This is a genomic window from Lederbergia citri (assembly GCF_018343625.1).
GTDB lineage: Bacteria > Bacillota > Bacilli > Bacillales > Bacillaceae_C > Lederbergia > Lederbergia citri.
The window spans coordinates 548,623-571,108 of sequence record NZ_JAGYPG010000002.1 but is presented as its reverse complement, the minus strand read 5'-3'; the positions used below and the strand labels follow the sequence as shown (position 1 = coordinate 571,108).

Genomic DNA, 22,486 nt, shown 5'->3' with positions numbered 1-22,486 from the left:
GACATAATTTTATAACTATTATGTTTGAGTTCATTTTTTAAACTCTGGATTATATGTCTTCATTGCAGACAAATGAATTATTCATGAATTTAATGGGTCCTGTTTGATTGGTAAAAACACATCAACTTTTGTCCCGTAATTAACCTTACTCTCAATGTTGATAGTTCCCCCGTGCTCCTGAATAATTTTGTAACAAATATTTAAACCCAATCCAGTTCCTTTTTCTTTTGTACTATAAAAGGGCTCAAAAATATAGGCCATACGATCTTCGGAAATACCACATCCTGTATCGGTAAAACAAAATTTTATTCTATCTAAACTATCTCTTGTTGCTTTAATAGTAATAACTCCTCCATCTTTCATCGCTTCTAAAGCATTTTGAAGAATGTTAATAAATACCTGCTTAATTTGAATTTCGTTACAATCGATAAGTGGTAATTCTTGATCGACCTGTTGTACAATTTCAACATTTTTTAGTATTGATTGAGTACTCATTATTGTAATAATCTGTTGTAAAAGCTTATATATATCGGTGTCCAACGTTTTTTTTACTACTGGATTAGCAAATGACAGGAATTCTTTGATAATTTTCTCGATATGGTTAATCTCAGACAGCATGATCTCGAAATAATTATCTTGTTTAAAATCTTGTTGCATCAGTTGAAGAAATCCTTTCACTGTAGTTAGAGGATTCCTAATTTCATGTGCAATTCCAGCGGCTAATTGTCCTACAACGGATATCTTTTCCGTTTTTCGAATATATACATCCATTTTCTTACGCTCTGATATATCACGTCCAACAACTACAACTTTCTCCACATCTCCATCTTTTCCAATTACAGGGCTAAAAAGTGCCTCCACCTCTACCCATTTCCCATTTACATGTTTCACTCGGAATTCCGTTTGACTGGGGGTTTTACTCGATACCATGTACATGAATTGTTCTTGAAGATGAGGGATATCATCGTGATGAACCCAGTGGTACTCCTCCTTACCATCCACTTTTGGTATAAACCCCAAAATACTCATGTGAGATGGTGACGCATATGTGATTCTCCCGTTTGCATCACAAACAGTAACCAAATCTGTCATATTCTCTGCAATAATTTGATACTTAGATTCACTTTGAATTAAGGCTTCCTTAAGTTGCTTCATTTCTGTGATATCTACAGCTGAACCAATTACTTCAACCACTTGCCCAGCTCTTTTAATAGGACGTAACGAAATAATAGTATGTATTCCATTTACTTCACCTTCATAAGTAATATTCTCCTCTCCTTCCCAAGCTCTCTGATAAACCTGAGCTGTTCCTTCGCTTGTTTCAGGAGTAAGAAAATCATTGAGTTTTCTCCCTACAATTTGTTCTGGTAATAGACCCATTCGATGAAGCAACTCACCATCACATATCGTATGTATGAAGTTCCCATCTTTTTTTATATATTTAAAGGTCATCCCCTGTTGTTGTCTAATCGTTTCTTCTAACTCTTGTTGGGCAAGGTGTAATGCTTCTTCTAGCCATTTTTGATTTGAAAGTTCTTTTGGAATCCCTTTTTGTGGGATGATTTGTTCAATATTCTTATATTCTTGAATGAATTCATCTGGTGGAATAGGTTTACAAAATAAATATCCCTGAGCTTCATTACATAGGTTACGCTGAAGGAAAACCATATGTTCTATTGACTCAACCCCTTCAGCAACAACCGTAAGTTCTAACTGATGTACCATCGCTATAATGGTTTTGACAATAGTTGCATCATTCTTGTCTACTGTACAATTTCGAATAAATGACTGATCTATTTTTAGCTTATTGATAGGAAGTTCTTTTAAGTGTTGGAGAGAGCTATACCCTGTTCCAAAATCGTCCAGACTGATTTGGACACCTAATCTATTGAATTCTCGTAGTATTTGGATACAATGTTCAATATCCATCACCATACTTTCTGTAATCTCAAGTTCTAGGAACTTAGGTGCAAGACCCGTTTCATTCAAAATCCGTTTTACTATCTCAACTATTTGAGGCTGGTAAAGTTGACGAACGGACAAATTTACTGACATTACAACAGGAGTGTAACCGGCATCTTGCCAAGCCTTGTTTTGCAGACATGCAGTTCTTAAAACCCATTCTCCAATTTCGAGAATAAGGCCTGTTTCCTCTGCAATAGGAATAAATTCTCCAGGAGAGATAGTTCCTTTCTCAGGATGATCCCATCGAACTAATGCTTCTACACCTACTATCTTTCCTGAAATTAGGGACAACTTAGGCTGATAATGTAATAATAAATTTTCTTGTTCAATTGCATTTCGAAGACCATTTTCCATATCAAACCTATCATTTTTTTTTGATGTTGTTATACCTATATTTTCCTCCACGATGGACACCTCGGTATATGTTTTTCCATAAAATTCTCTCAAATATCTATTCCCTATTTTCTGTGATGTTTCTATTAATAGGTAAATATTACTATTCCCATTATACCATTTTTTGCAAAAAACGTTATAAATCGGCAAAGTATTCTCGAAATCTTTTTTTATTTTCTGCAATAATATTAGATTTATATTCTTGTTCCTGTAAGAATATAAATCTTGTCCCCTTCTATAACAAGCACTAGAGACAGCGGAAAATCAAGTCAGAGAAAACCAAATGATTTGATAGATTAGGAAGGCTTTTGACATTTGTTCCTACCTTTTAAGGAAGGATATAGCGGTTTTTGAGGGAAATGATTATTTTCTCCATGTAACAGATAGGATTCATGCCTTAGAAGAAATAAAAACATTTATGCATGAATATTCAATTAGTGGACGTGGAAGGGAGAAAGCGGTTAATGCTAAAAAAAGTTGATCTCTATAGTATTCTAGATACCCCATTATAGTATTGTTTATTTTAAAAACCATGAACCGTATATGAAAGAAAGAGGAGAAATTTTTAAAGTATTAGAAAGTATTCTTGAAACAAAAAACTAAATCCGGCTGTCCATCAAAAAAAGCCACCCAGGAAGCCGCTACATAGATTTAACAAAGAAGTCCTGGAAGGAACCTACCGTTTCCGAATATTAATCTTAAAACTTTTTCTCAAGAATGGTTAAAATCATACTATCACAGCGTCAAGATTAGTAGTGTAAGGGCTCAAGAAAAAGAGTTGAAACATTTAAATTCTGTATGGGTACAAACTTTATTTTCACTACCCTTTCATTCACAGTTTTAAGAATTGGAGAATTATTAGCACTAAAATGGACAGACGTCGACGAGACCAAACTGACATTATGAGTAACAAAAACTTTAAATATCCAACTAACAATATAAAAGACTATTTTATAAGAGATATCGTCTTAATAAAACTTCTTCTCAATAGAAAAAATCTCCCTGATTATTAATAATTGTAAAGATTAGAAGGCAGCCAAAAAGTTTTAGCAATTTGTATAACTAAATATCTACCAAAATAGAGTCAGCGAATAATTAAAAGTTTTAATAATGCTATATTTTCGACAAAATATTTCATTTTTTTCAAAATTATAGCAACCAAAAAGGAAAATATGTGTTAATATAAAAAGGACTATATACCTATTAGTATATTCTATTAGAACTCTATATAAGAAAAAGGCAAAATCATTGAAAGATGATGACGCAAAGCTAAAGGGGCTAAGGTGTAGACTTTACACGATGCCAGCCAGTTACCGAAAATCATACTATTAAACTCTTTTTCGGTAACGGAGGAGGGTTTTTTTTATTTTTATAAGATGAGGTGAGCATGTTGAAAAACCAGGATAATGTTAATGATACTCACGAATTATTTGACACACTTGAAAAGTTAGAAACATATGAAACATTAGAAACATTGTTTAACACGTTTCCTGATATGATCATATTTAAGGATGGACAAGATCGTTGGATCAACGCAAACCAATATGCTCAATCCCTCTTCGGGTTGGAAGAGACTGAATATATTGGAAAAACATCTGCTGAACTTGCCTTAAAAAAACCATTATTTCGGGAACTTTTCTTATCGCGTTATGAACAGGAGAAAAAAGTGTGGGAATTAGGATCATTAGAACGAAGTGAAGTGAGTTTTTCACGTCAAAATGGTCTGAATGTAACACTTGATGTTATATCAAAGCCTATTTTTGATCAAGATGGTACGAAAAAAGCCCTTATTATCATAGGCAGAGATATTACAGATCGTAAACAGATGGAAAGAAATAACTATTACTTAGCTTATTACGATCAATTAACTAATCTCCCCAATCGATTCAAGTTTGAAGAAGAATTGGGAAACAATATAACTATTTCTAGGACCCTGCAACATAATTTTGTAGTTATGTATTTAGGATTGGATCGTTTTAAAAATATTAATGAAACGCTAGGCCCTGCAATTGGTGATCAGTTGCTTATACAAATTTCTAACCGTTTAAAAAAGTTCTTACAAGAAGAATGGTTTTTAGCACGAATAGGTGGCGATGAATTTTCTATTCTCATTCCAAATACAAAACTTGAAAAGACTTTTAGTATAGCCAAAAAGATTATTGATTCTATGGATAATCCTTTTTTCATTAATGAATATGAATTATTTATCACGGCTAGTATTGGGCTGTGTAACTATCCAGAAGATGGGGAAGATGTCCAATCACTGATGAAAAGTGCTGACATTGCATTGAATCTCGCTAAAGTAGAAGGAAAAAATCAATATAAAGCTTATTCCTCTGTAAAAGATATCAAAACGTTTAAAGCTTTCTCCATAGAAAATAGCCTTCATAAGGCAATGGATATGAAAGAATTTGAATTATATTATCAGCCTAAAATTGATATCCATACGAATCAGATCATAGGCGCAGAAGCTCTTATACGGTGGAATCACCCTGTATGGGATCTTGTGTCTCCTAAAGAATTTATTTCATTAGCGGAAGATACCGGATTAATCATCCCAATTGGTACGTGGGTGAAGGAAACAGCTTGTAGGCAAAATAAAAAATGGCAAGAAGAAGGCCTGAAAATAGTCCCGATTGCCGTCAATATTTCGGCTAAAAGATTTATGCAAAAAGAATTTGTAAAAAGCATTGAAAGGATTCTGAAAGACGTTCAATTAGACCCACAATTTTTAGAAATTGAAATTACAGAAACCTCTTTGATGGAAAATGAAGAATTGGCGATTGAAGTAATCCGCCAATTAAGTGAATTAGGATTAAAAGTATCACTTGATGACTTTGGTACAGGATATTCAGCTCTATCTTATTTAAAACAATTCAAAGTCGATACCATTAAGATTGATAGTACGTTTATTAAAGAAATAGGTAAAAACAATCAAGATGAATTGATTGTAAAGGGGATCATTAATTTAATTCATAGTCTTAACATTAACGTAATTGCTGAGGGGGTAGAGACAGAGGATCAATTAACATTCCTCCGCGAACACAAATGTAATCAAGTGCAAGGATATCTTTATAGTAGACCTGTTAAAGCAAAAGAATTTAAAGAACTACTGAAAAAGGGGAAAATAGATATCAATTTACAAAATAAAAAGGTTATCGAAGATTTTACAAATAGACGAAAATATTTCCGACTAAATTTACATCACCCACTTTCTGCAGACATGACCATAATCAAATTTATGGGAAAAGACATATCATTAGGCAAGACGGAAGTTCTAATTCAAGATCTTAGTATAGGTGGTTTAGGTTTTGTCTCTGACATAAAAATCGCCGCACGTCCCGACATGATATTAAGCATTGAAACGGAAATACTAGGAGAGATTGTTGAATTTATTGGGAAAATTGTTTGGATCAAAGAATTATATGATGATGTGTATCATTACGGGATGGAATTTATGATAGAGGAACAAGAACGAGATGAAATCGCTAAAGTGATCAATACTCTAACGGTTAGACTTCGGAAGAACCCAATATTGCCAGATTGTCGATTTATCATAACAGATATTAATACTTTCTTTAAACACAAATAGAAATTTTAGATTGACTACTGTATGAAAGGAATACAAATGCATAAGTATACAATTCTCGGGGTAATTATCTTCACTACACTTTTACCTATTATTCTCGCACTATTATTCTTTAATGATGAAGCCTATACATTTTTATGGTCACTTTTATTTATTCCCGGCTTCCTTATTATCATTACATACCCAAAGCGAGCCATAGCAATTGTTACCATTATTGGGTATATAGGTATTGAAATCATCACTCAATACTATTTTTTAGATATTGGCGATTCGAGTGCTGTGCGGTTAAAAATATTGATCATGAATCCAATGGTGAACACTATTATATTATTTTGCGTTGCTTATTATCGAATAAAAGTTAAAATGATGACCGATAAATTACATGAATTGGTTGTTCACGATCCGCTTACAGGAATCTATAATCGAAGATATTTTGATCTTTTCTTAGAAGGTACCGCTTCACAATATTTAAAATCAGGGAAACCTCTTCAATTAATCTTCTTTGATATTGATCATTTTAAAAAGATTAATGATCATTATGGCCATCCTTGTGGGGATTATGTTTTAAAAGAATTGACGAAGACTATCAATAATGAAATAAGAGGCTCGGATACTTTTTTTCGAATTGGTGGAGAAGAATTTGCTATCTTTTTACCTGAAACCACTATTAATACAGCTGAAAAGGTAGCTGATAGATTACGAAAATTGATTGCCGAAACTCCTTTTGAATATAATCATGAACCTATACAAGTAACGATTAGTATGGGTGTATCGGAATATAATGGGGGAGAAGTCCTGAAATTAATAGACAGAGCTGACTCTGCATTATATAAGGCTAAAGAAAATGGAAGGAATCAAGTGGTTGTTGCTGAATAAAAATATTTTTATGTAAAAGTTACTTTATTGCTAATGTGATAGTACTAAAGTCATATCTTTGCACATTGATAGTGTGTTTTTTACATAAGGAATTAAATGATCAATAATAAATTTTACGTATAGGATGTATTTATAATGTTTGCCTTCACATTAGGTACATAATGCCCGTATTTTTAGAAGTTATAGGTCTTGAATAACGATGATTTCCCCTATGTAACTAACCGTATTGTTCAACCATCTAAAAAGAAAAAAGGTGAATTATTAAGCTTAAAATTCTTCACTGCTTTTAACAACTTAGCGGTGTCTTTTTTCTTAGGAGGACACTTAGGCGACACAACTAGCTTAATTGCTAGTTGTGCCGCCTAAGCTTTTTTTCGGGCTGCCAAAGGGATTTATGAAAACGGGCATTGAATTTTAAAATTTAGGGTCATCTCTATATAATTAGGAGAACGACCCTGTGTGGAATAATTGTGATTTTCATGTAATGATACCCGCGAATCCATCCGATGCCACGAAATCATTGTGACATATCATGAAGTTATGCCGCGATGCATTTCCGCTAAGACTAATCTTTTATAGATCCAAGCAACATTCCCTTGTAAAAATGTTTTTGGAAAAAGGGGTAAACACATAACAGTGGAATGGCAGTTATGAGAATGGCCGCCATTCTTGCTGAATGAGTGAAGTTGACACCTTGGATTTCCTGTTGCCCTAAATCGGCATCCCCTTTCACAAGCATCAATTTTAAGAAAACTTGCAATGGCCATTTATTATTATCGTTTAAATATAAAATGGCGTGGAAATACGTGTTCCAATTATAGACCATGTAAAATAAAGTGAACGTTGCAATTACTGGTTTTGATAATGGAAGTACAATAGTGAAAAGTATACGCCATTCACCGGCACCATCAATTCGTGCGGAATCAAATAATTCATCTGGAAGTCTAGTAAAAAAGCTGCGCATCACAATCAAATTAAACGGTGCAATCGCTGTAGAAAACCAAAGTGCCCCATATGTGTTCAACAGTCCCAAGCTATTGACAACTAAATAAGTTGGAATCATCCCACCTGAAAAGATCAATGTGAACACGACGATAAAATTAAGAAAGGCACGACCTTTAATAAATTTTTTGGATAAACCGTAGGCCATTAAAGTTGTGAGGATAATGTTGATGAATGTACCAACGACCGTTATTTCAACTGCATTCCAAAACGCTCTCAAAAAAGATTCATTCTGCAATAAATAGCGATAGCCTTCCAAAGTAAATTCATGTGGAAAAATAAAAAAGCGATGGGTTAAATATTCCTTTTCTGTCGCAAAAGAAGTCATTACAACGTAGAGGATCGGGAGTATGATGATGATTACCCCGATAATAAGTAGGCCATACACCATTATTTCAAGGACTACATTCCGTCCTTGTGGGTTGTACTTTGCCATCAAAAAATCCCCTCCTCCCCGAGCTTTTTAACCACTTTATTGGCTCCGACAACTAGGATAAGACCTATAACCCCTTTAAAAATTCCTACAGCTGTCGTATAACTGAAGTTCCCCATTAATATACCTGTCCGATAAATATACGTATCAAATATGTCTGAAGTCTGCATATTTAACGGATTCTGCAATAATAATACATGTTCAAACCCAATATCCATAAATGCGCCTAATCGTAAAATAAATAAGACAATGATTACACCGCGTATGGCTGGCAACGTAATATGCCACATTTGCCGTAGTCTCCCAGCTCCGTCAATCGAGGCAACTTCATATAAATTGGGATTTACCCCCGAGATTGCTGCCAAAAAAATAATCGCTCCCCAACCGGTTCCTTGCCAAATATTGTGTAATATCCAAGTAATTCGAAAACCAGCTGGTGTTGTTAACGGTTCAATTGTATTAAATCCTAAGTCTCTCAGAAGGATATTGACTCCCCCATCTCGTGCAGCAAATAGCACAACGGTTATAGCCACAATAACGACCCAAGATAAAAAATGTGGTGCAAAAAAGATGGTCTGTGTCACAGCTTTAAACCACTTTCGTCTTACTTCATTTAATAAAATGGCTAAAATAATTGGCATTGGAAAGAAAAATACAATATCGAGAGCACTTAGGATAATCGTGTTCGCCATTAACGGCCAGAAATTCCTTGTTGTAAAAAGTCTTTCAAAGTTTTCGAACCCTGCCCAACTGCTTCCCAAAAAGCCTTGAATGGGATCATAGTTTTGAAAGGCTATGACAATCCCAACCATTGGAATATACTTAAAAATGATAAAAAATAAAAAGCCGGGTAGGATCATCATGTAAATTGGCCATGTGCGTTTAAGGTTGAATCCAGTCTTTTTTGGGCGGATCGGTGTTGGTAGGGTTCCCACCGTTGAAGTTAATTTATTGGTTCTCAATCTCATTGGCTGCACTTGCTCCCTTGCTTCTTTCATTTTAATAAGGAAGAGCGAGATGCCCTTCCCTTTATTTTTTTTCTAGCTTCAGTCGCCATCGGCTCCAGCTCAAATATCTTGAGTTGCTAAAAGTCAAAGAGCAGACTATTTGCGCCTCAGAACATTTGCTTGTCGAGGGTAACTGGCGCCTTACGCTTTCTTTTTGGCTTTTTGTTTTTGATAAGACTTATTTACCTCTTCGATTATTTTATCTCCACCGTTTGCTTTCCAACGAGCAATTACTTCATCAATATAGTCAACCGGCTTTCTTCCGGCAATGATATTGGCGATCCCTTCATTGAAATCAGCTGTAAGATCTTTGGAACGCTGTTGGAAAGTTGGAGAATTAATCGCATAAAGATCTCCTGCATCTTTCCATTCTGAAGCATATTGATCAACTACGTTCTGGAAATCAGCATCGTATTGTTCTTCTTCCGGAGTCCATCCATGAATATTGAAGTCATCCCTGGCCGCACGGAATATCCAGTTATTTAATAGATTAATTTGATTCTCATATTCCATCCCTTTTTCTGTTAGGACAACTTTGCCATCTGCGTTTTTCTCCCAAATCTCTCCTTCGGGACCATCTTTCATCACTCTCGTACCTTCTTCCGTAATCCACCAATCTAGCCATTCTAAAATACGATGAATTTTTTCCTCTTCCATATTGGCATTCAAAACTAGCTTTCCTCGTCCTTGTACTGTAACCAACAAACCTGATTCACCTTTAGGACCTTTAGGTGGATAAGGAATCATAACGAATTCCGCCTCTGGCACAATTTGTTTTAATACTTTCTCTTTTTGTTTAATATCGCCGGGACCAGCGATCTCCCAGCCGATTTTATTTCCTTCTACTAATGCCTCAATATCACTTCCAACATTGGTTGCGAAGTTGTGATCAAATACATTTTCTTCGTAAGCTTTACTTAAGAAGGTTAAAAGACCCTTCCATTCCTCGTTTTGTTCCTCCATTTTTACTAATCTACCGTCCTGCTCCTTCCACTCATAAGCAATCCCAAAAGCTGCTTGAAGAAAGGCGTTTCGATTTTTACCTAAACCCGTCGATGTACCAAATTCATTTGTGAAACCAACTGTGCCGCCTTTTCCATTTCCACCTGGATCTTGTTCCACAAAAGCTTTTGAGATTTCATAAAACTTTTCAATTGTAAATTCCTCGGGACTTGGAATGGGAATACCCAATTTGTCCAGCCAATCTTTTCGAACCCATAAAGCGTTATCGTATTTCATCGTGTATTTAGGGAATCCGTAAATTTTTCCTGGTTCATTAAACACATCCATTGCATCTTGTGAAAATTCACTTTCTAACTTCGGGAATTCTTTTAAATAAGGCTTCAAATCAACAAAAGCTCCATTCTTCTGCCATTTTCGAAACTGAACAGGTTCATTTAAAAAATACATGTCAGGTAAATCTTTGGAGGCAGCTAAGCTGTTCAAAGTTTTTCTATATTCTTTGCCCCCAGGTACCCAGCGAATATCTAAGATAATATTAAATTTGTCTTCAACATACTTAATGGTCGGGTGATTTTTGTCTTCCCAACCGCCTCCCTGTTGCACAGGTACCATTAGCGAGATCGTCATTCTTTTTGAACCATCGTCGACTTCCTTAGCACTAGGTTCTTTTCCACCGTAAGATTCTTTAGAACAACCGATGATCATAATGACAGAAAACATTAACGTAAAAGATAATAAAAGAATTTTTTTCAATAGAGATCCTCCTTGTTTAGAAATTAATTGTGTAAGTAGAGAGTTCAAATCTCTACCAACTTATGACTGATTCCTTTTTTGCACAAAAAAAGATAGACATTCGGGATCAATGCAAATATTCCGATGAAAACTGGAGTAGAATGAATGGAGTATGAACAATTATATGTTTTTGAAAGGAGGGCTAGTGTAGCAAACTCGTATTGGTACTGCGACATTATGGTGATCTGGAAACGAGCGAAAAAAAGAAAAATAACGCATGAAAAATCGCAGGAGATTAGATAAAGATGATATGTACCATACGGGTTTTTCTATCCTCTTTTCAATTAAAATCTTAATGTGGACCTCCATGTTTATAAGTCTCTAAGATTCTTTTAAAATATTTTTGTACGAGGGAGATATCGAGCTTTTTGTCATGAACCATAAGAAATCATGTTGTTATTTATAGAACAGTGATAATTAAAACATCATATGTAACGTTGGTCTAAAAGGTATAGATGTATGTCTACTGTCGGAAGAATATTCACCTATACGAGTCACGATGAGGATAGGTGTATCAGAATTTAATGGGGTAAAGTCCTGAAATTAATAGACAGATCTGACTCGGCATTATATAAGGCGAAAGCAAATGAAAGGAATCAAGTGGTAGTTGTAATATAATAAATATATTTGATATAGAAGCTATTTTTTTTTGCTAAGAAACTGCCGTGAATCGTTGAATATAATTTTTAATCGTCTTAGCTATGATTGTTGAGTTGGGCAAAATGGTGAAACTATCTCTAATGCCGAGATGGACTTTTTTATTTCTTTGTATTCCAATCATTCTACATATAAACTTTACACAGTCTTCACATAAAATTAATCTTTATGGTCTTTAATGGTAATAGGAATAAAGTCCTTTTACATACACAATTAACTATGTGAAGAAACGAGTGGACCAATTGAAAAAATTACATACTAGAAGAATCAAGTTGAGATTGAGTTTACAAACTTTGTTGGTTATTCCTATTATGTTCGTCATTTCATTATCTTCTATCAGCATTGCATATGTGAGCTATGAAAAAAATAAGCAATTAACGAAGAATGCGATTGCGCAGCAACTCCGTTCTTCAGCAGAGGTTTTGACGGAAAAAATTACGATGCTTAAATCATCGGCTTCTAAAAAAGAATTTGACAGGAAGCTGGCGTATGCTCTTCAACAAAATGCAAACGCATTTACAGAAAGTAATGTGAAACCGATGCAATTTCATGTTACAAAAGAAGGGAAAATCGTCCCATTTAAGGGCTTTAAAAGTGAAATTCCTACTATACCTCAAGCAGAAATTGAGAAAATGTATAAACAAAAACAAGGAATATATCATGTTGAGGGCTTAACTGTTTCTTTGGCCTATCAAGTTGAAATGGATGATTCGTTATATGTAATCGCACTTTATGATCGTGATTATTTACAGCCTGTCTATGAGTATCGAAACATTACTATTTTAATGACGCTAATCTCTATTTTTATAGCAACTATTTTGGTATTTATTATCATACATAAAATGGTTTCTTCGATTTCATTATTAAAGAGATCAATGGAAAATGTAGCTAAAGGAGATTTTCAGGGAAAAATTCAAGAGAATTCTTTTGCGAAAGAGATTGAAGCACTCTTGATGGGCTTTAACCATATGATTGGAAGTCTCCATACGTTAATCGGACATTTAGAAAAGAGTACACTTTCTGTAACAGCAACCTCCGGAAATCTACGAGCGGCTTCTAATGATGCCAAACTTGTCACTGAACAAATTGCAGCAGCAGTAGGTGAAGTCGCTGTTGGTATGGATAACCAAGTTCAATCATCCATCGAAAGTGCAGAAAATATGTCTGAAATATCTACTGGCATTCATCGTGTTGAATCTTCTATTCGTACAGTCGAAATATCAGCTAACGAAGCAAATGAGAAAGCCAATAACGGGCACCAATTAGTTAATAGGACAGTAGAGCAAATGACTTATTGTCAAACAACCGTAAATGATGCTGCAGAAAAAATATATTCCTTAGGGCAAAAGTCAGCACAGATTGATCAAATCGTGAACTTAATTAGTGAAATTGCCAATCAAACGAATTTGCTATCCTTAAATGCAACTATTGAAGCTACTCGTGCAGGGGAACATGGAAGAGGCTTTCTTGTAGTTGCGAACGAAGTCAGAAAGCTTGCGGAAAAAACAGCGGAATCTACTTTTCAAATCAGGGATATTATTGAAACCATTTTAGTGGAGACGGAACATGCTGTTCAATCGATGACAAGAGGAGCAGAAGTTTTAACAGAAGGAATGGGCATGGTCGAAAAGTCGGAAATCGCCTTTGATGACATTGCGGCTTCGATTGAAAAAGTGTTAAATGAAGCAAAAGAAGTAGTGAATGTTGTGAGTGTAGTAAGTGAAAGAGCAAACGATATGGCAGAGAACATGGAGCAAATCACTTCTATTTCCCAACAAATTGCAGCAAGTACGGAAATGGTTGCTGCCTCCACAGAAGAACAAATAGCTTCTATTGACGAAGTAGCAAAAGAAGCGGGCTCACTAGACGATTTAGCAAAAAACCTTGGGAATGTGATAGAAGAATTTCGTGCGTAGGACACCCCTCATAATTTTTGTATTCCTAGTAGTTAAGCTACTATAAAAGTGGATAAAAGGTTAACTAAAGCGCCAAATTAATTTGGCGCTCATTTTTTTGGACTTTTCATGTTAATGGAAATAGGATTGTTTGTTTTTAAAGAAAATTGATTTCTTTTCTAAATTAAAAACATATAAACCCATTAAAGGATGATTTTTGCCTTAATAATATAGATTGATTGTATTCTTCTTTAGTAAAGAAAGTGTACAAGACCGCCCAACATTGGATTCAGTAACTTTTATGCGAGTTTAGTAGAGCGTTTTAATCCTACTAGCGCTTTAAACTTGTTTGTGCGTTGACAATGATGAGTAGGACCAGAATAATACCTGTTGCCGTTTTATCGGGATTGTCGGTGATGAAAAAATTATATACCGTAATTAATAACGCTAAAGCTAAACAAATTTTAATGATCCATATCTTGTTCATTGTAATCGTTTCCCCTTTTTATACAGATATTTTTAATTTAATTGGAACCCTAGCATTTGGCAATATTTTTTAATAGAACAAGTAATGTTTTTTATTAAAAATCATGTACTCTCAAAATCTGCATACAAATTTTTAAAGGAATTTATTTTGTCGATATAGAATGTCTCTATGAGGAAATAGAATACGATGAATAGAATGATTTTCCCAATATTCCATTTAGAAAGCGCCTTAAAGTTATGAATTCTAATACTAAAGGAGTGTCTCTTATGACAAGTAAAATGAAATTCGCCATTGTCGGAGCAGGCGTGATTGCCCCTTTTCATGCAAAGGCGATTACAGCTAACAATGAAGCTGAAATAGTGGCCATTTGTGATATTAAAAAAGAAAAAGCAGAGCACCTTGCTGAGGAATTTTCGGTTTCGAAAACGTATACAGACTATGAAGACATGTTTGAAAAAGAAGAGATTGATATCGTTTCTGTCTGTGTGCCAAGCGGACTTCATGCGGAGGTAACCATAGCGGCAGCGAAGGCAGGGATACACGTGCTATGTGAAAAGCCGTTAGATATTACTCAGGAAAAAATGACTGAAATGATTGTGGCATGTAGGGAACATAATGTGAAATTGGGGGGAGTATTCCAAAGAAGGATGTTGGATGCAGCCATCATTACGCGTAAAGCGATTCAAGAAGGGAAACTTGGGAAGCTGGTTCTTGGTGATGCTTATTTAAAGTACTATCGCAGTCCGGAATATTACGAGAGTGCTGGTTGGAGAGGAACTTGGGAATTAGATGGTGGTGGGGCTTTGATGAATCAAGGAGTACACGGGATTGACCTTATCCAGTGGATGGTCGGAGAGGTTGAGTCTGTATTTGCCTATACCGCTCCCTTAGTTAGAGATATTGAAGTAGAAGATACTGCTGTCATTGCAGTTAAATATAAAAATGGAGCGTTTGGGGTCATTCAAGGGACCACTTCTGTTTACCCTGGACAGGAAACACGGTTTGAAATTCATGGGGAAAATGGTTCGATTATTTTTTCCGATAGCGGGTTCCAGCAATGGAAATTCCTTGATGGTGATGAAACGATTCCGAAGGTTGGGAACAGTGAAGGCGGAGGCAGTGATCCGAAGGCCATTTCTGATGAGGGGCATTTTGTTTTTGTCGACGATATCATTCATGCTGTTCGGGAAAATCGCGAGCCATTTGTGCCGGGAGAAGAAGCCCGAAAAGCGGTTGATTTAATTTTAGCGATCTATGAATCTTCAAGAACAGGTAAAGAAGTTAAAGTTAATGCTTAAAAGGAGATGATTCTCGTGGGCAACATTAAAATTGGAATGATTGGGCTGGATACGTCACACGTTATCGCCTTTACAAAACTGCTGAATGATTCGAAACATGATCATCATGTTCCAGGAGGAGAAGTGGTCGTCGCGTTCCCGGGCGGATCTGACGATATGGAATTTAGTCACACTCGTGTGGAAGGGTTTACTGCGGAGATGCGTGATAATTTTGGTATTAAAATCGTTCAGACTCCTGAAGAGGTTGCAAATGAGTGTGATGCGATTTTGCTAGAGTCTGTAGATGGTCGTGTACATCTTGAACAATTTCGTAAAATCGCACCGTTTGGGAAACCAACATTTATTGATAAACCTTTTGCTACTTCATCACGAGATGCGAAGGAAATTTTTCAATTGGCAGAGCAATTCGGGACTCCTGTCATGAGTTGTTCTTCGCTTCGATATTCTGAAGGATTAACGGCAGCGCTTGAAGAAGATGAAGGTGGAAACATTTATGGAGTTGATTGCTATGGACCGCTTGCAATGGAGGCAACTCACGGTCTGTTTTGGTATGGCATTCATACGGTGGAAATGCTTTACCGTGCGTTTGGTCCGGGATGTGAAAAAGTAACCGTGACGAAAAACGATGATCATGATTTGATTGTTGGAGAATGGAAGGATGGACGGATTGGAAGTATTCGGGGAAATCGGATTGGTAATTCTTCATTTGGCGCATTGATTCATCGTCAAAAAGGAACGCAATTCGTTGATGTAGATGCTGATAAAAAACCTTTTTATGCATCACTTTTAGAAGAGATTATCCAATTTTTCAGAACCGGAAAGTCTCCAATCAACTACATAGAAACATTGGAGATAACTAGATTTATAGAAGCTGCAAATGAAAGTCGTGAAACGGGAAAAACCGTAAAACTATAGACAGGAGTGAATGAATTGATTTTTAACCGACTGGGAGTGTTGACAGACGAGGTATCACAAAACATAACAGAAGCGCTGGACTGGGCGGAAAATAACGGCTTGAAGCATGTGGAGATTCGGATGGTAAATGGGAGAAATATAGCTGATTTTTCGGATCAAGAGTTAGATGAATTGCTTTATGAAGTAGAAAAAAGAGGTTTATTCGTTTCGGCAATCGCTTCACCTATTTTCAAGTGTGCCCTTGATCCTTCAAGAGTTGTTGCTTCTGGAGATACGTTTGGACAGGAAGAAGATAGCGTCGAAAACCATTTTTCAAAATTAGAAAGAGTCATCAAAATCTGCCAGAAATTAAAGGCTGATAAAATTAGAATTTTTTCTTTTTGGCGGGAGGAAAACCCTTTAACATATGAGGATGAGATTATTGAATATTTAACAAGGGCAGCTAGGATGGCGGAAGAAAATAAAGTGTTATTGTTACTAGAGAACGAAAACTCATGTAATGGTGGTTACGCTGTTGAAGTTGCAAATTTTGTTCGTCAGGTTGCGTCTCCTAACTTAAAGGTTTTATGGGACCCAGGAAATGAAGCCTACGGTGGATCTCCTGCGTTTCCAAAAGGATATGATCAAGTGAGAGGACTGATTGGTCATGTCCATTTGAAGGATGCTTTCGTTGGTAAGTGTGTGCCAATCGGGGAAGGAACGGTTCCTTTTGCGGACCAGCTTCAAGCACTAAGAAACGATGGGTACGAGGGGCTTTTTACGATAGAGACGCATTATATTCCAGAAGGTGGGACAGCAAAAGAAGGCACGCAAATGACGTTGGATGGTTTGCAAAAAATATTGGGAGTCGAGGTTGAAAAATGAGTATAGCGGTGGAACAGGTGGAAAACTTAGTCGTCCAGGTTTACGAGACTCGCTCGGAATTAGGAAAAGCAGCAGCAACTAAAGTTTCGGCTAAGATAAAAGAACTTTTGGTAAAGAAGGATACAGTTCGAATGGTTTTTGCGGCAGCTCCTTCCCAAAATGAATTCTTTGAAAATTTGAAGAAAGATTCGGATATTGATTGGAATCGTATAGTCGCATTCCATATGGACGAATATATTGGTCTAGAGGCTGGTGCCCCACAAAGTTTTGGAACCTTTTTAAAGACTCACCTTTTTGAAGATGTGAAACCAGGAGCAGTTCATCTTATCGATAGCTCACAAGATGTGAAGGATGAGCTATTACGCTATGAGAGTCTAATTAAAGAAGATGAAATCGATATTATCTGTTTAGGAATTGGAGAAAATGGTCATCTCGCTTTTAATGATCCGCCTGTTGCTGATTTCAACGATCCTAAAATGATAAAAGTCGTGGAGTTGGATGAGGTTTGCAGACAGCAACAGGTAAACGATGGTTGTTTTCCTACAATTGAAAACGTGCCTACTCATGCAATTACTTTAACGATTCCAACTTTAATGTCTGGAAACTTTTTATTTTGTATGGTTCCGGGTCCAACAAAAAGACATGCAGTGAGAGGACTGTTGGAGGGACCGGTATCTACAGAAAATCCTGCTACGATTTTGCGACGTCATCCGAATTGTATCCTTTTTTTAGATAAGGAATCGTACGGTATATGAAAATAAAAGGAAATCACTTTGCTACTGGTGAACCAATTTCCGTCACGATTGAAGGAGAAAGGATTAAGCAAATCACTAGTGAAAAAAACAATTCACCTTTTTACATTGCACCAGGGCTCGTTGATTTACAAATTAACGGATACAAAGGATATGACTTTAATACGTTGCCAATTCCAAAAGACCTTGTTAGACATATAACAGAAGCAGTTTGGAAAGAAGGAGTGACTTCCTTTTACCCTACAGTGATTACGAATAGCGATGAGGCAATTGAAGAAGCAATGGCAACGATTGCTATGGTTTGTGAGAATGATCATTTTATGGATACATGCATCCCGGGAATTCATCTTGAAGGTCCATTTATTTCACCTGAAGATGGGCCTAGGGGAGCACATGGAAAAGAATTTGTGAAAGCCCCGGATTGGGAGCTTTTTCAAAGATGGCAGGAAGCAGCAAATGGGAAAATTAAAATCATTACAATATCCCCGGAATGGCCAGGCTCGATTGAATTTATTGAGAAGTGTGTGGAATCCGATGTTGTTGTTTCAATAGGACATACCGCTGCCACTACAGAGCAAATAAAGGAAGCCGTGGAAGCTGGAGCTATGATGTCAACCCACCTCGGAAATGGTGCACACCTAATGTTGCCCCGCCATCCCAATTATCTTTGGGAGCAATTGGCACAGGATGAGTTGTGGACATGTCTTATTGCAGATGGTTTTCACTTGCCAGAGTCATTTTTGAAAGTTGCAATCAAAGTAAAAGGGCATCGTTCCATGCTTGTTAGTGATGCTGTATATTTAAGTGGACTAGCACCCGGTGAATATAAAACCCATATAGGTGGGGAAGTTGTTTTAACGCCTGAAGGCAAGCTTCATATAAAAGACAATCCAAATTTGTTGGCAGGCTCCGCACAAATGTTAAAGGATGGAATTGTTCATCTTTATAAAAGTGGTCTCGCTACTTTATATGAAGCTTGGGAAATGGCATCGATTCGGCCATCGAATTTTATGGGACTAGCTACAAAAGAAGGGCTTTGCAATAATGCTCCAGCTGACTTGGTTGTTATTCAATGGAATGGAAATCAAGTGGATATTGTGCAAACTTATAAAGCGGGAAAGCAAGTATATTCGGCTGGTTAAAACGTATAGGTATAGAAAACAAATTGTTTAACGCAATCCATTTCCGTCGGAATGAATGCAAGGGTTACAAAGAAATCAAGAACTACCGGATTCATCGTGAAGGAAGCATGGATTCACGATGAATCCGTCTTTTTTTCGATATTATTGGTAATTAACTATGAATTCCTATGGTTACAACAAGAGATCTAAAAATTAGTTCAGGGAGTAGAAATGATGATTAAAATATTTGAAAATGCAGAGGCGGTTGCAAATAAAATTGCTGAAGAAATGAACGTTTGTTTAATGAATGAAGTAAATCCTGTTTTTTGTTTGGCTTCAGGAAGCACACCCCAAAAAAGTTATCAACAGTTTGCCAAAATCGTCGGTAAAGAAAAAAAGAAGAAAATAAAAATCGTCAGTTTAGATGAATGGGTAGGAATCAGTCGAGATTCTGAAGGAAGCTGCTTTCAAATGTTGAACAAGGATTTATTTTCACTTTTACAGTTAGATGAAGAACAAATTCATTTTTTTAATGGAAACTCGCAAGACTTGCAAGAAGAATGTATAAGAATTGATGATTTTATGAATGAGAACCCAATTTCGTTTAGTTTAATGGGTGTCGGAATGAATGGCCATATAGGGTTAAACGAACCGGGGTGTCCTATGTTAAATCATAGTTCGATTGTAACATTATCGGAAACAACGAAGACAGTAGCTCAAAAATACTTTAATCAACCGACGCATTTAGAAGAAGGCATCACACTTGGATTACAGCAAATTATCAGTAGTAAACGAGTAGTCGTGGCAATCACAGGTGAGCATAAGGCTGTCATTGTAAAAGAAATATTCATGAATCAAGGGGCTAAGTTGCCTGCACAAGAGTTGCTCGGGTATCACCATATTGATTTCTACATAGATTCAGATGCAGCCAAGTATATAAAAAGGGAGAATATTTAGTATGAAAAAATTGAAAGTAACGTTAGTTGGAGCTGGGAGTTTATCTTTTGCTCTAGGAGCCCTACAAGATATAGTCTTATCAGAACGCTTGAAATATCAAGTGGATCTTGAAATCGCTTTGATGGATATAGTTGAAGAGAATTTAAATCGAACGTATACATATGCGACTGAAATGTTTTCTGCTTTTTCACATCCAGCAAAAATTACTCAAACAACAAATTTAGAAGAAGCTCTCACAGGAGCTGATTTTGTCATAGTAGCCATTGAGGTAAACAGATATTTTTACTGGTCTCAAGATTTTCATATTCCTCGCAGGTATGGAAGCAAACAGATTTATGGAGAAAATGGCGGTCCAGGATCTATGTTCCACACATTGAGAAATCTTGGTCCTATGCTAAAAATTGCTAGAACGATGGAAAAGGTTTGTCCAGAAGCTTGGATTATTAATTTTACGAATCCCGAGGCAAAGCTAGTTGAAGCCATTTCAAAATTAACGTCCATTAAAATGGTAGGTCTATGCCATGGATTGGATATGGGAATCGATCAAATTTCGCAGTTTTTAGAAATGGATAGGGAGGATATTGGGTTTGAAGGTGGAGGGTTGAACCATTTTGGGTTCTTCACAAAGATTTGGAACAAAAAAACAGGGGAAGATTTATATCCGTTATTTAATGAAAAAGAAAAGAAGGCAGATCGCTTAGCGCAATTTGATCATATCGGACTTTCCAGAACTATGTATCGAACTTATGGTTACTATCCTTATCCAGGGACAAACCATATTGGGGAATACGTCTCATACGCTGATGATTTTTACGCAGGGTTGTCGTTGCAGTATCGCTATGACCCAATAAGAGAAAAGTTATGGGAAAAAGACTCGAGAGTACCGGATTTTATCTATTCCGCGAGTGGCCATACATTGGATAAAGAGCTGTTCCCAGATGATATGACCCAAGAAGAATGGATTGAAGAGACGTTTAAATTTGATAAAGATAAGGTTCAAAAAAGTAATGAATATGCGATTCCGATTATTGAGTCGATCTTTTTCGATGATGAAATTCAACTAAACTCAGTCAATATGCAAAATAATGGTGCTATTAAAGGGCTTCCTGATGACATGGTTGTGGAAACGCAAGCGATTGTAAACGGACAGGGAATTAAGCTAATACCAATGACCGTTGAATTGCCAACCGCCATTATTGGAACGATTCATATTCAAGGAACAATCCATAAACTCTTACTTGAGGCATTTGTAGAACAATCGAAAACAAAACTATTGCAAGCAATCTTACTCGATCCACAAGCACCTAGCTATTATCAAGCATGTGCCATGATTGATGAAATGTGCGAACTTCAGAAGGATATTTTGCCGAAATTGGAGTGGAAGTAGTTTCATAGCTATAAATTGTTTCGGTGCATGGCATTCAAAGGAGGCGAACAAGATATTAGAGAAAGGTTCGAGAGATGAACTTAATAGAGAATATCATCTTTTGGGGCTAATGCATTTGTAAGATTAATATTTCCTTTTCGAGAGTTTCTAGAACGTTTTATAGTTGACTTAGGGAGGAACGAGAACATGAATTTTCCAATTATGAATCCAGAAACGATTATTAGAAAACTAACTCCACCATCTTCATCTACAATAGTACGTATGGTACTTGATACGGATACATTTAATGAAGTTGATGATCAATTCGCGATTGTTTATGCACTTCAGTCACCAGAAAGATTGAGTGTTGAAGCGATTTATGCAGCGCCTTTTTATAATGATAAATCTGAAGGTCCCGAAGATGGAATGGAAAAAAGTTATGATGAAATATTGAGGATATTGAGAAGGTTAAATATCTCATCGGAGAACTTTGTTTATAAGGGTTCAACAGGATTTTTAGATAACGTTAGCAGTCCGTATCATAGTGAAGCTGCATTGGATTTAGTTGAAAGAGCTATGAAGTCTTCGGAGGATGATCCTTTATATGTGGTTGCAATAGGTGCGCTCACAAATATTGCATCAGCCATTTTAATTGAGCCAAAAATCATTGAGAGAATTGTTGTTGTATGGCTAGGTGGCCATGCTTTGCATTGGGAGGATACAAAGGAATTCAATTTACAGCAAGATGTTTTATCAGCACAATTAGTTCTTGATTGCGGGCTTCCACTAGTGCTTATTCCTGTTATGGGGGTAACGTCCCATCTACACACGACCCTTTCAGAGATTAAGAATTTTGTTGCTGGACAAGGGGAAATTGGAGATTTCTTAGCTAAAAGATTCGAAGAATATCATGACGATCATTTCGCTTATTCTAAAGTGATTTGGGATATTTCGGCCATTGCCTATCTTATAATCGACAAGTCTGTTCCTACGCAACTGGTACATAGCCCTATCTTAACGGATCAAGTCACTTGGAGCTTTAATGATTCAAGGCATTTTATTAGATATGCTTATTATGTTCATCGGGATGATATTTTTAAAGATATGTTTTTAAAGTTAGGTAAAGGAAAGAAAAGGTAATCATCATTTATCAT

17 protein-coding genes and 1 riboswitch are annotated in these 22,486 nt (G+C 36.3%); of the genes, 12 read left to right on the top strand and 5 right to left on the bottom strand.

The window, feature by feature from the left end:
• Positions 1-81 precede the first annotated feature (81 nt).
• A complete protein-coding gene (locus KHA97_RS11435) occupies positions 82-2,370 on the bottom strand; it encodes an EAL domain-containing protein (protein ID WP_213124871.1) in 2,289 nt (762 codons plus the stop codon).
• Positions 2,371-3,586: 1,216 nt separating this feature from the next.
• Positions 3,587-3,676: riboswitch (cyclic di-GMP riboswitch) on the top strand.
• Between the two features lie 69 nt (positions 3,677-3,745).
• Between KHA97_RS11435 and KHA97_RS11430 the strand changes: the two genes are divergently transcribed.
• From KHA97_RS11430 to KHA97_RS11420, 3 genes are all read left to right on the top strand, one after another.
• A complete protein-coding gene (locus KHA97_RS11430; protein ID WP_213124870.1) occupies positions 3,746-5,950 on the top strand; it encodes an EAL domain-containing protein in 2,205 nt (734 codons plus the stop codon).
• Between the two features lie 36 nt (positions 5,951-5,986).
• Complete coding sequence (locus tag KHA97_RS11425) at positions 5,987-6,823, top strand: GGDEF domain-containing protein (protein WP_213124869.1); 837 nt, start codon at positions 5,987-5,989, stop codon at positions 6,821-6,823.
• Positions 6,824-7,012: 189 nt separating this feature from the next.
• The gene (locus KHA97_RS11420) at positions 7,013-7,189 is read left to right on the top strand and encodes a hypothetical protein (RefSeq protein WP_213124868.1); all 177 of its coding nucleotides are present in this window, start codon (positions 7,013-7,015) and stop codon (positions 7,187-7,189) included.
• A 199-nt stretch (positions 7,190-7,388) separates the two neighbouring features.
• Here the strand turns inward: KHA97_RS11420 and KHA97_RS11415 are convergent, their stop codons facing one another.
• From KHA97_RS11415 to KHA97_RS11405, 3 genes are all read right to left on the bottom strand, one after another.
• Complete coding sequence (locus tag KHA97_RS11415; protein WP_213124867.1) at positions 7,389-8,261, bottom strand: carbohydrate ABC transporter permease; 873 nt, start codon at positions 8,259-8,261, stop codon at positions 7,389-7,391.
• Positions 8,261-9,226: an ABC transporter permease gene (locus tag KHA97_RS11410; protein WP_213124866.1), complete on the bottom strand. Its 966-nt coding sequence runs from the start codon at positions 9,224-9,226 to the stop codon at positions 8,261-8,263. The genes KHA97_RS11415 and KHA97_RS11410 overlap by 1 nt, the downstream gene beginning before the upstream one ends.
• A 180-nt stretch (positions 9,227-9,406) precedes the next feature.
• A complete protein-coding gene (locus KHA97_RS11405; RefSeq protein ID WP_213124865.1) occupies positions 9,407-10,981 on the bottom strand; it encodes a type 2 periplasmic-binding domain-containing protein in 1,575 nt (524 codons plus the stop codon).
• Between the two features lie 938 nt (positions 10,982-11,919).
• Here KHA97_RS11405 and KHA97_RS11400 point away from each other — a divergent pair.
• Positions 11,920-13,593, top strand: a complete 1,674-nt coding sequence (locus tag KHA97_RS11400) for a methyl-accepting chemotaxis protein (RefSeq protein ID WP_213124864.1) — start codon at positions 11,920-11,922, stop codon at positions 13,591-13,593.
• Between the two features lie 310 nt (positions 13,594-13,903).
• Here KHA97_RS11400 and KHA97_RS11395 read toward each other — a convergent pair whose 3' ends face one another.
• Positions 13,904-14,059, bottom strand: a complete 156-nt coding sequence (locus tag KHA97_RS11395) for a hypothetical protein (RefSeq protein WP_213124863.1) — start codon at positions 14,057-14,059, stop codon at positions 13,904-13,906.
• A 266-nt stretch (positions 14,060-14,325) separates the two neighbouring features.
• Between KHA97_RS11395 and KHA97_RS11390 the strand changes: the two genes are divergently transcribed.
• The 8 genes from KHA97_RS11390 (at position 14,326) to KHA97_RS11355 (ending at position 22,472) form a co-directional block, all read left to right on the top strand.
• Positions 14,326-15,357: a Gfo/Idh/MocA family protein gene (locus tag KHA97_RS11390; RefSeq protein ID WP_213124862.1), complete on the top strand. Its 1,032-nt coding sequence runs from the start codon at positions 14,326-14,328 to the stop codon at positions 15,355-15,357.
• A gap of 15 nt (positions 15,358-15,372) precedes the next feature.
• Positions 15,373-16,272 (top strand): Gfo/Idh/MocA family protein, encoded by a 900-nt coding sequence (locus tag KHA97_RS11385; RefSeq protein ID WP_407658017.1) that lies wholly within the window; start codon positions 15,373-15,375, stop codon positions 16,270-16,272.
• A gap of 15 nt (positions 16,273-16,287) precedes the next feature.
• Complete coding sequence (locus KHA97_RS11380; RefSeq protein ID WP_233713449.1) at positions 16,288-17,136, top strand: sugar phosphate isomerase/epimerase family protein; 849 nt, start codon at positions 16,288-16,290, stop codon at positions 17,134-17,136.
• Positions 17,133-17,891, top strand: coding sequence for a glucosamine-6-phosphate deaminase (locus tag KHA97_RS11375; protein ID WP_213124861.1), 759 nt, complete (start codon positions 17,133-17,135; stop codon positions 17,889-17,891). Before KHA97_RS11380 ends, KHA97_RS11375 begins: the two co-directional genes overlap by 4 nt.
• A complete protein-coding gene (locus KHA97_RS11370) occupies positions 17,888-19,030 on the top strand; it encodes an N-acetylglucosamine-6-phosphate deacetylase (protein ID WP_213124860.1) in 1,143 nt (380 codons plus the stop codon). Before KHA97_RS11375 ends, KHA97_RS11370 begins: the two co-directional genes overlap by 4 nt.
• Positions 19,031-19,243: 213 nt before the next feature.
• Positions 19,244-19,966 (top strand): 6-phosphogluconolactonase, encoded by a 723-nt coding sequence (locus KHA97_RS11365; protein ID WP_213124859.1) that lies wholly within the window; start codon positions 19,244-19,246, stop codon positions 19,964-19,966.
• Position 19,967: 1 nt separating this feature from the next.
• On the top strand, positions 19,968-21,353 hold the full coding sequence (locus KHA97_RS11360; RefSeq protein WP_213124858.1) for a family 4 glycosyl hydrolase: 1,386 nt from the start codon (positions 19,968-19,970) through the stop codon (positions 21,351-21,353).
• A gap of 186 nt (positions 21,354-21,539) precedes the next feature.
• Positions 21,540-22,472, top strand: a complete 933-nt coding sequence (locus KHA97_RS11355) for a nucleoside hydrolase (protein ID WP_213124857.1) — start codon at positions 21,540-21,542, stop codon at positions 22,470-22,472.
• Positions 22,473-22,486 lie beyond the last annotated feature (14 nt).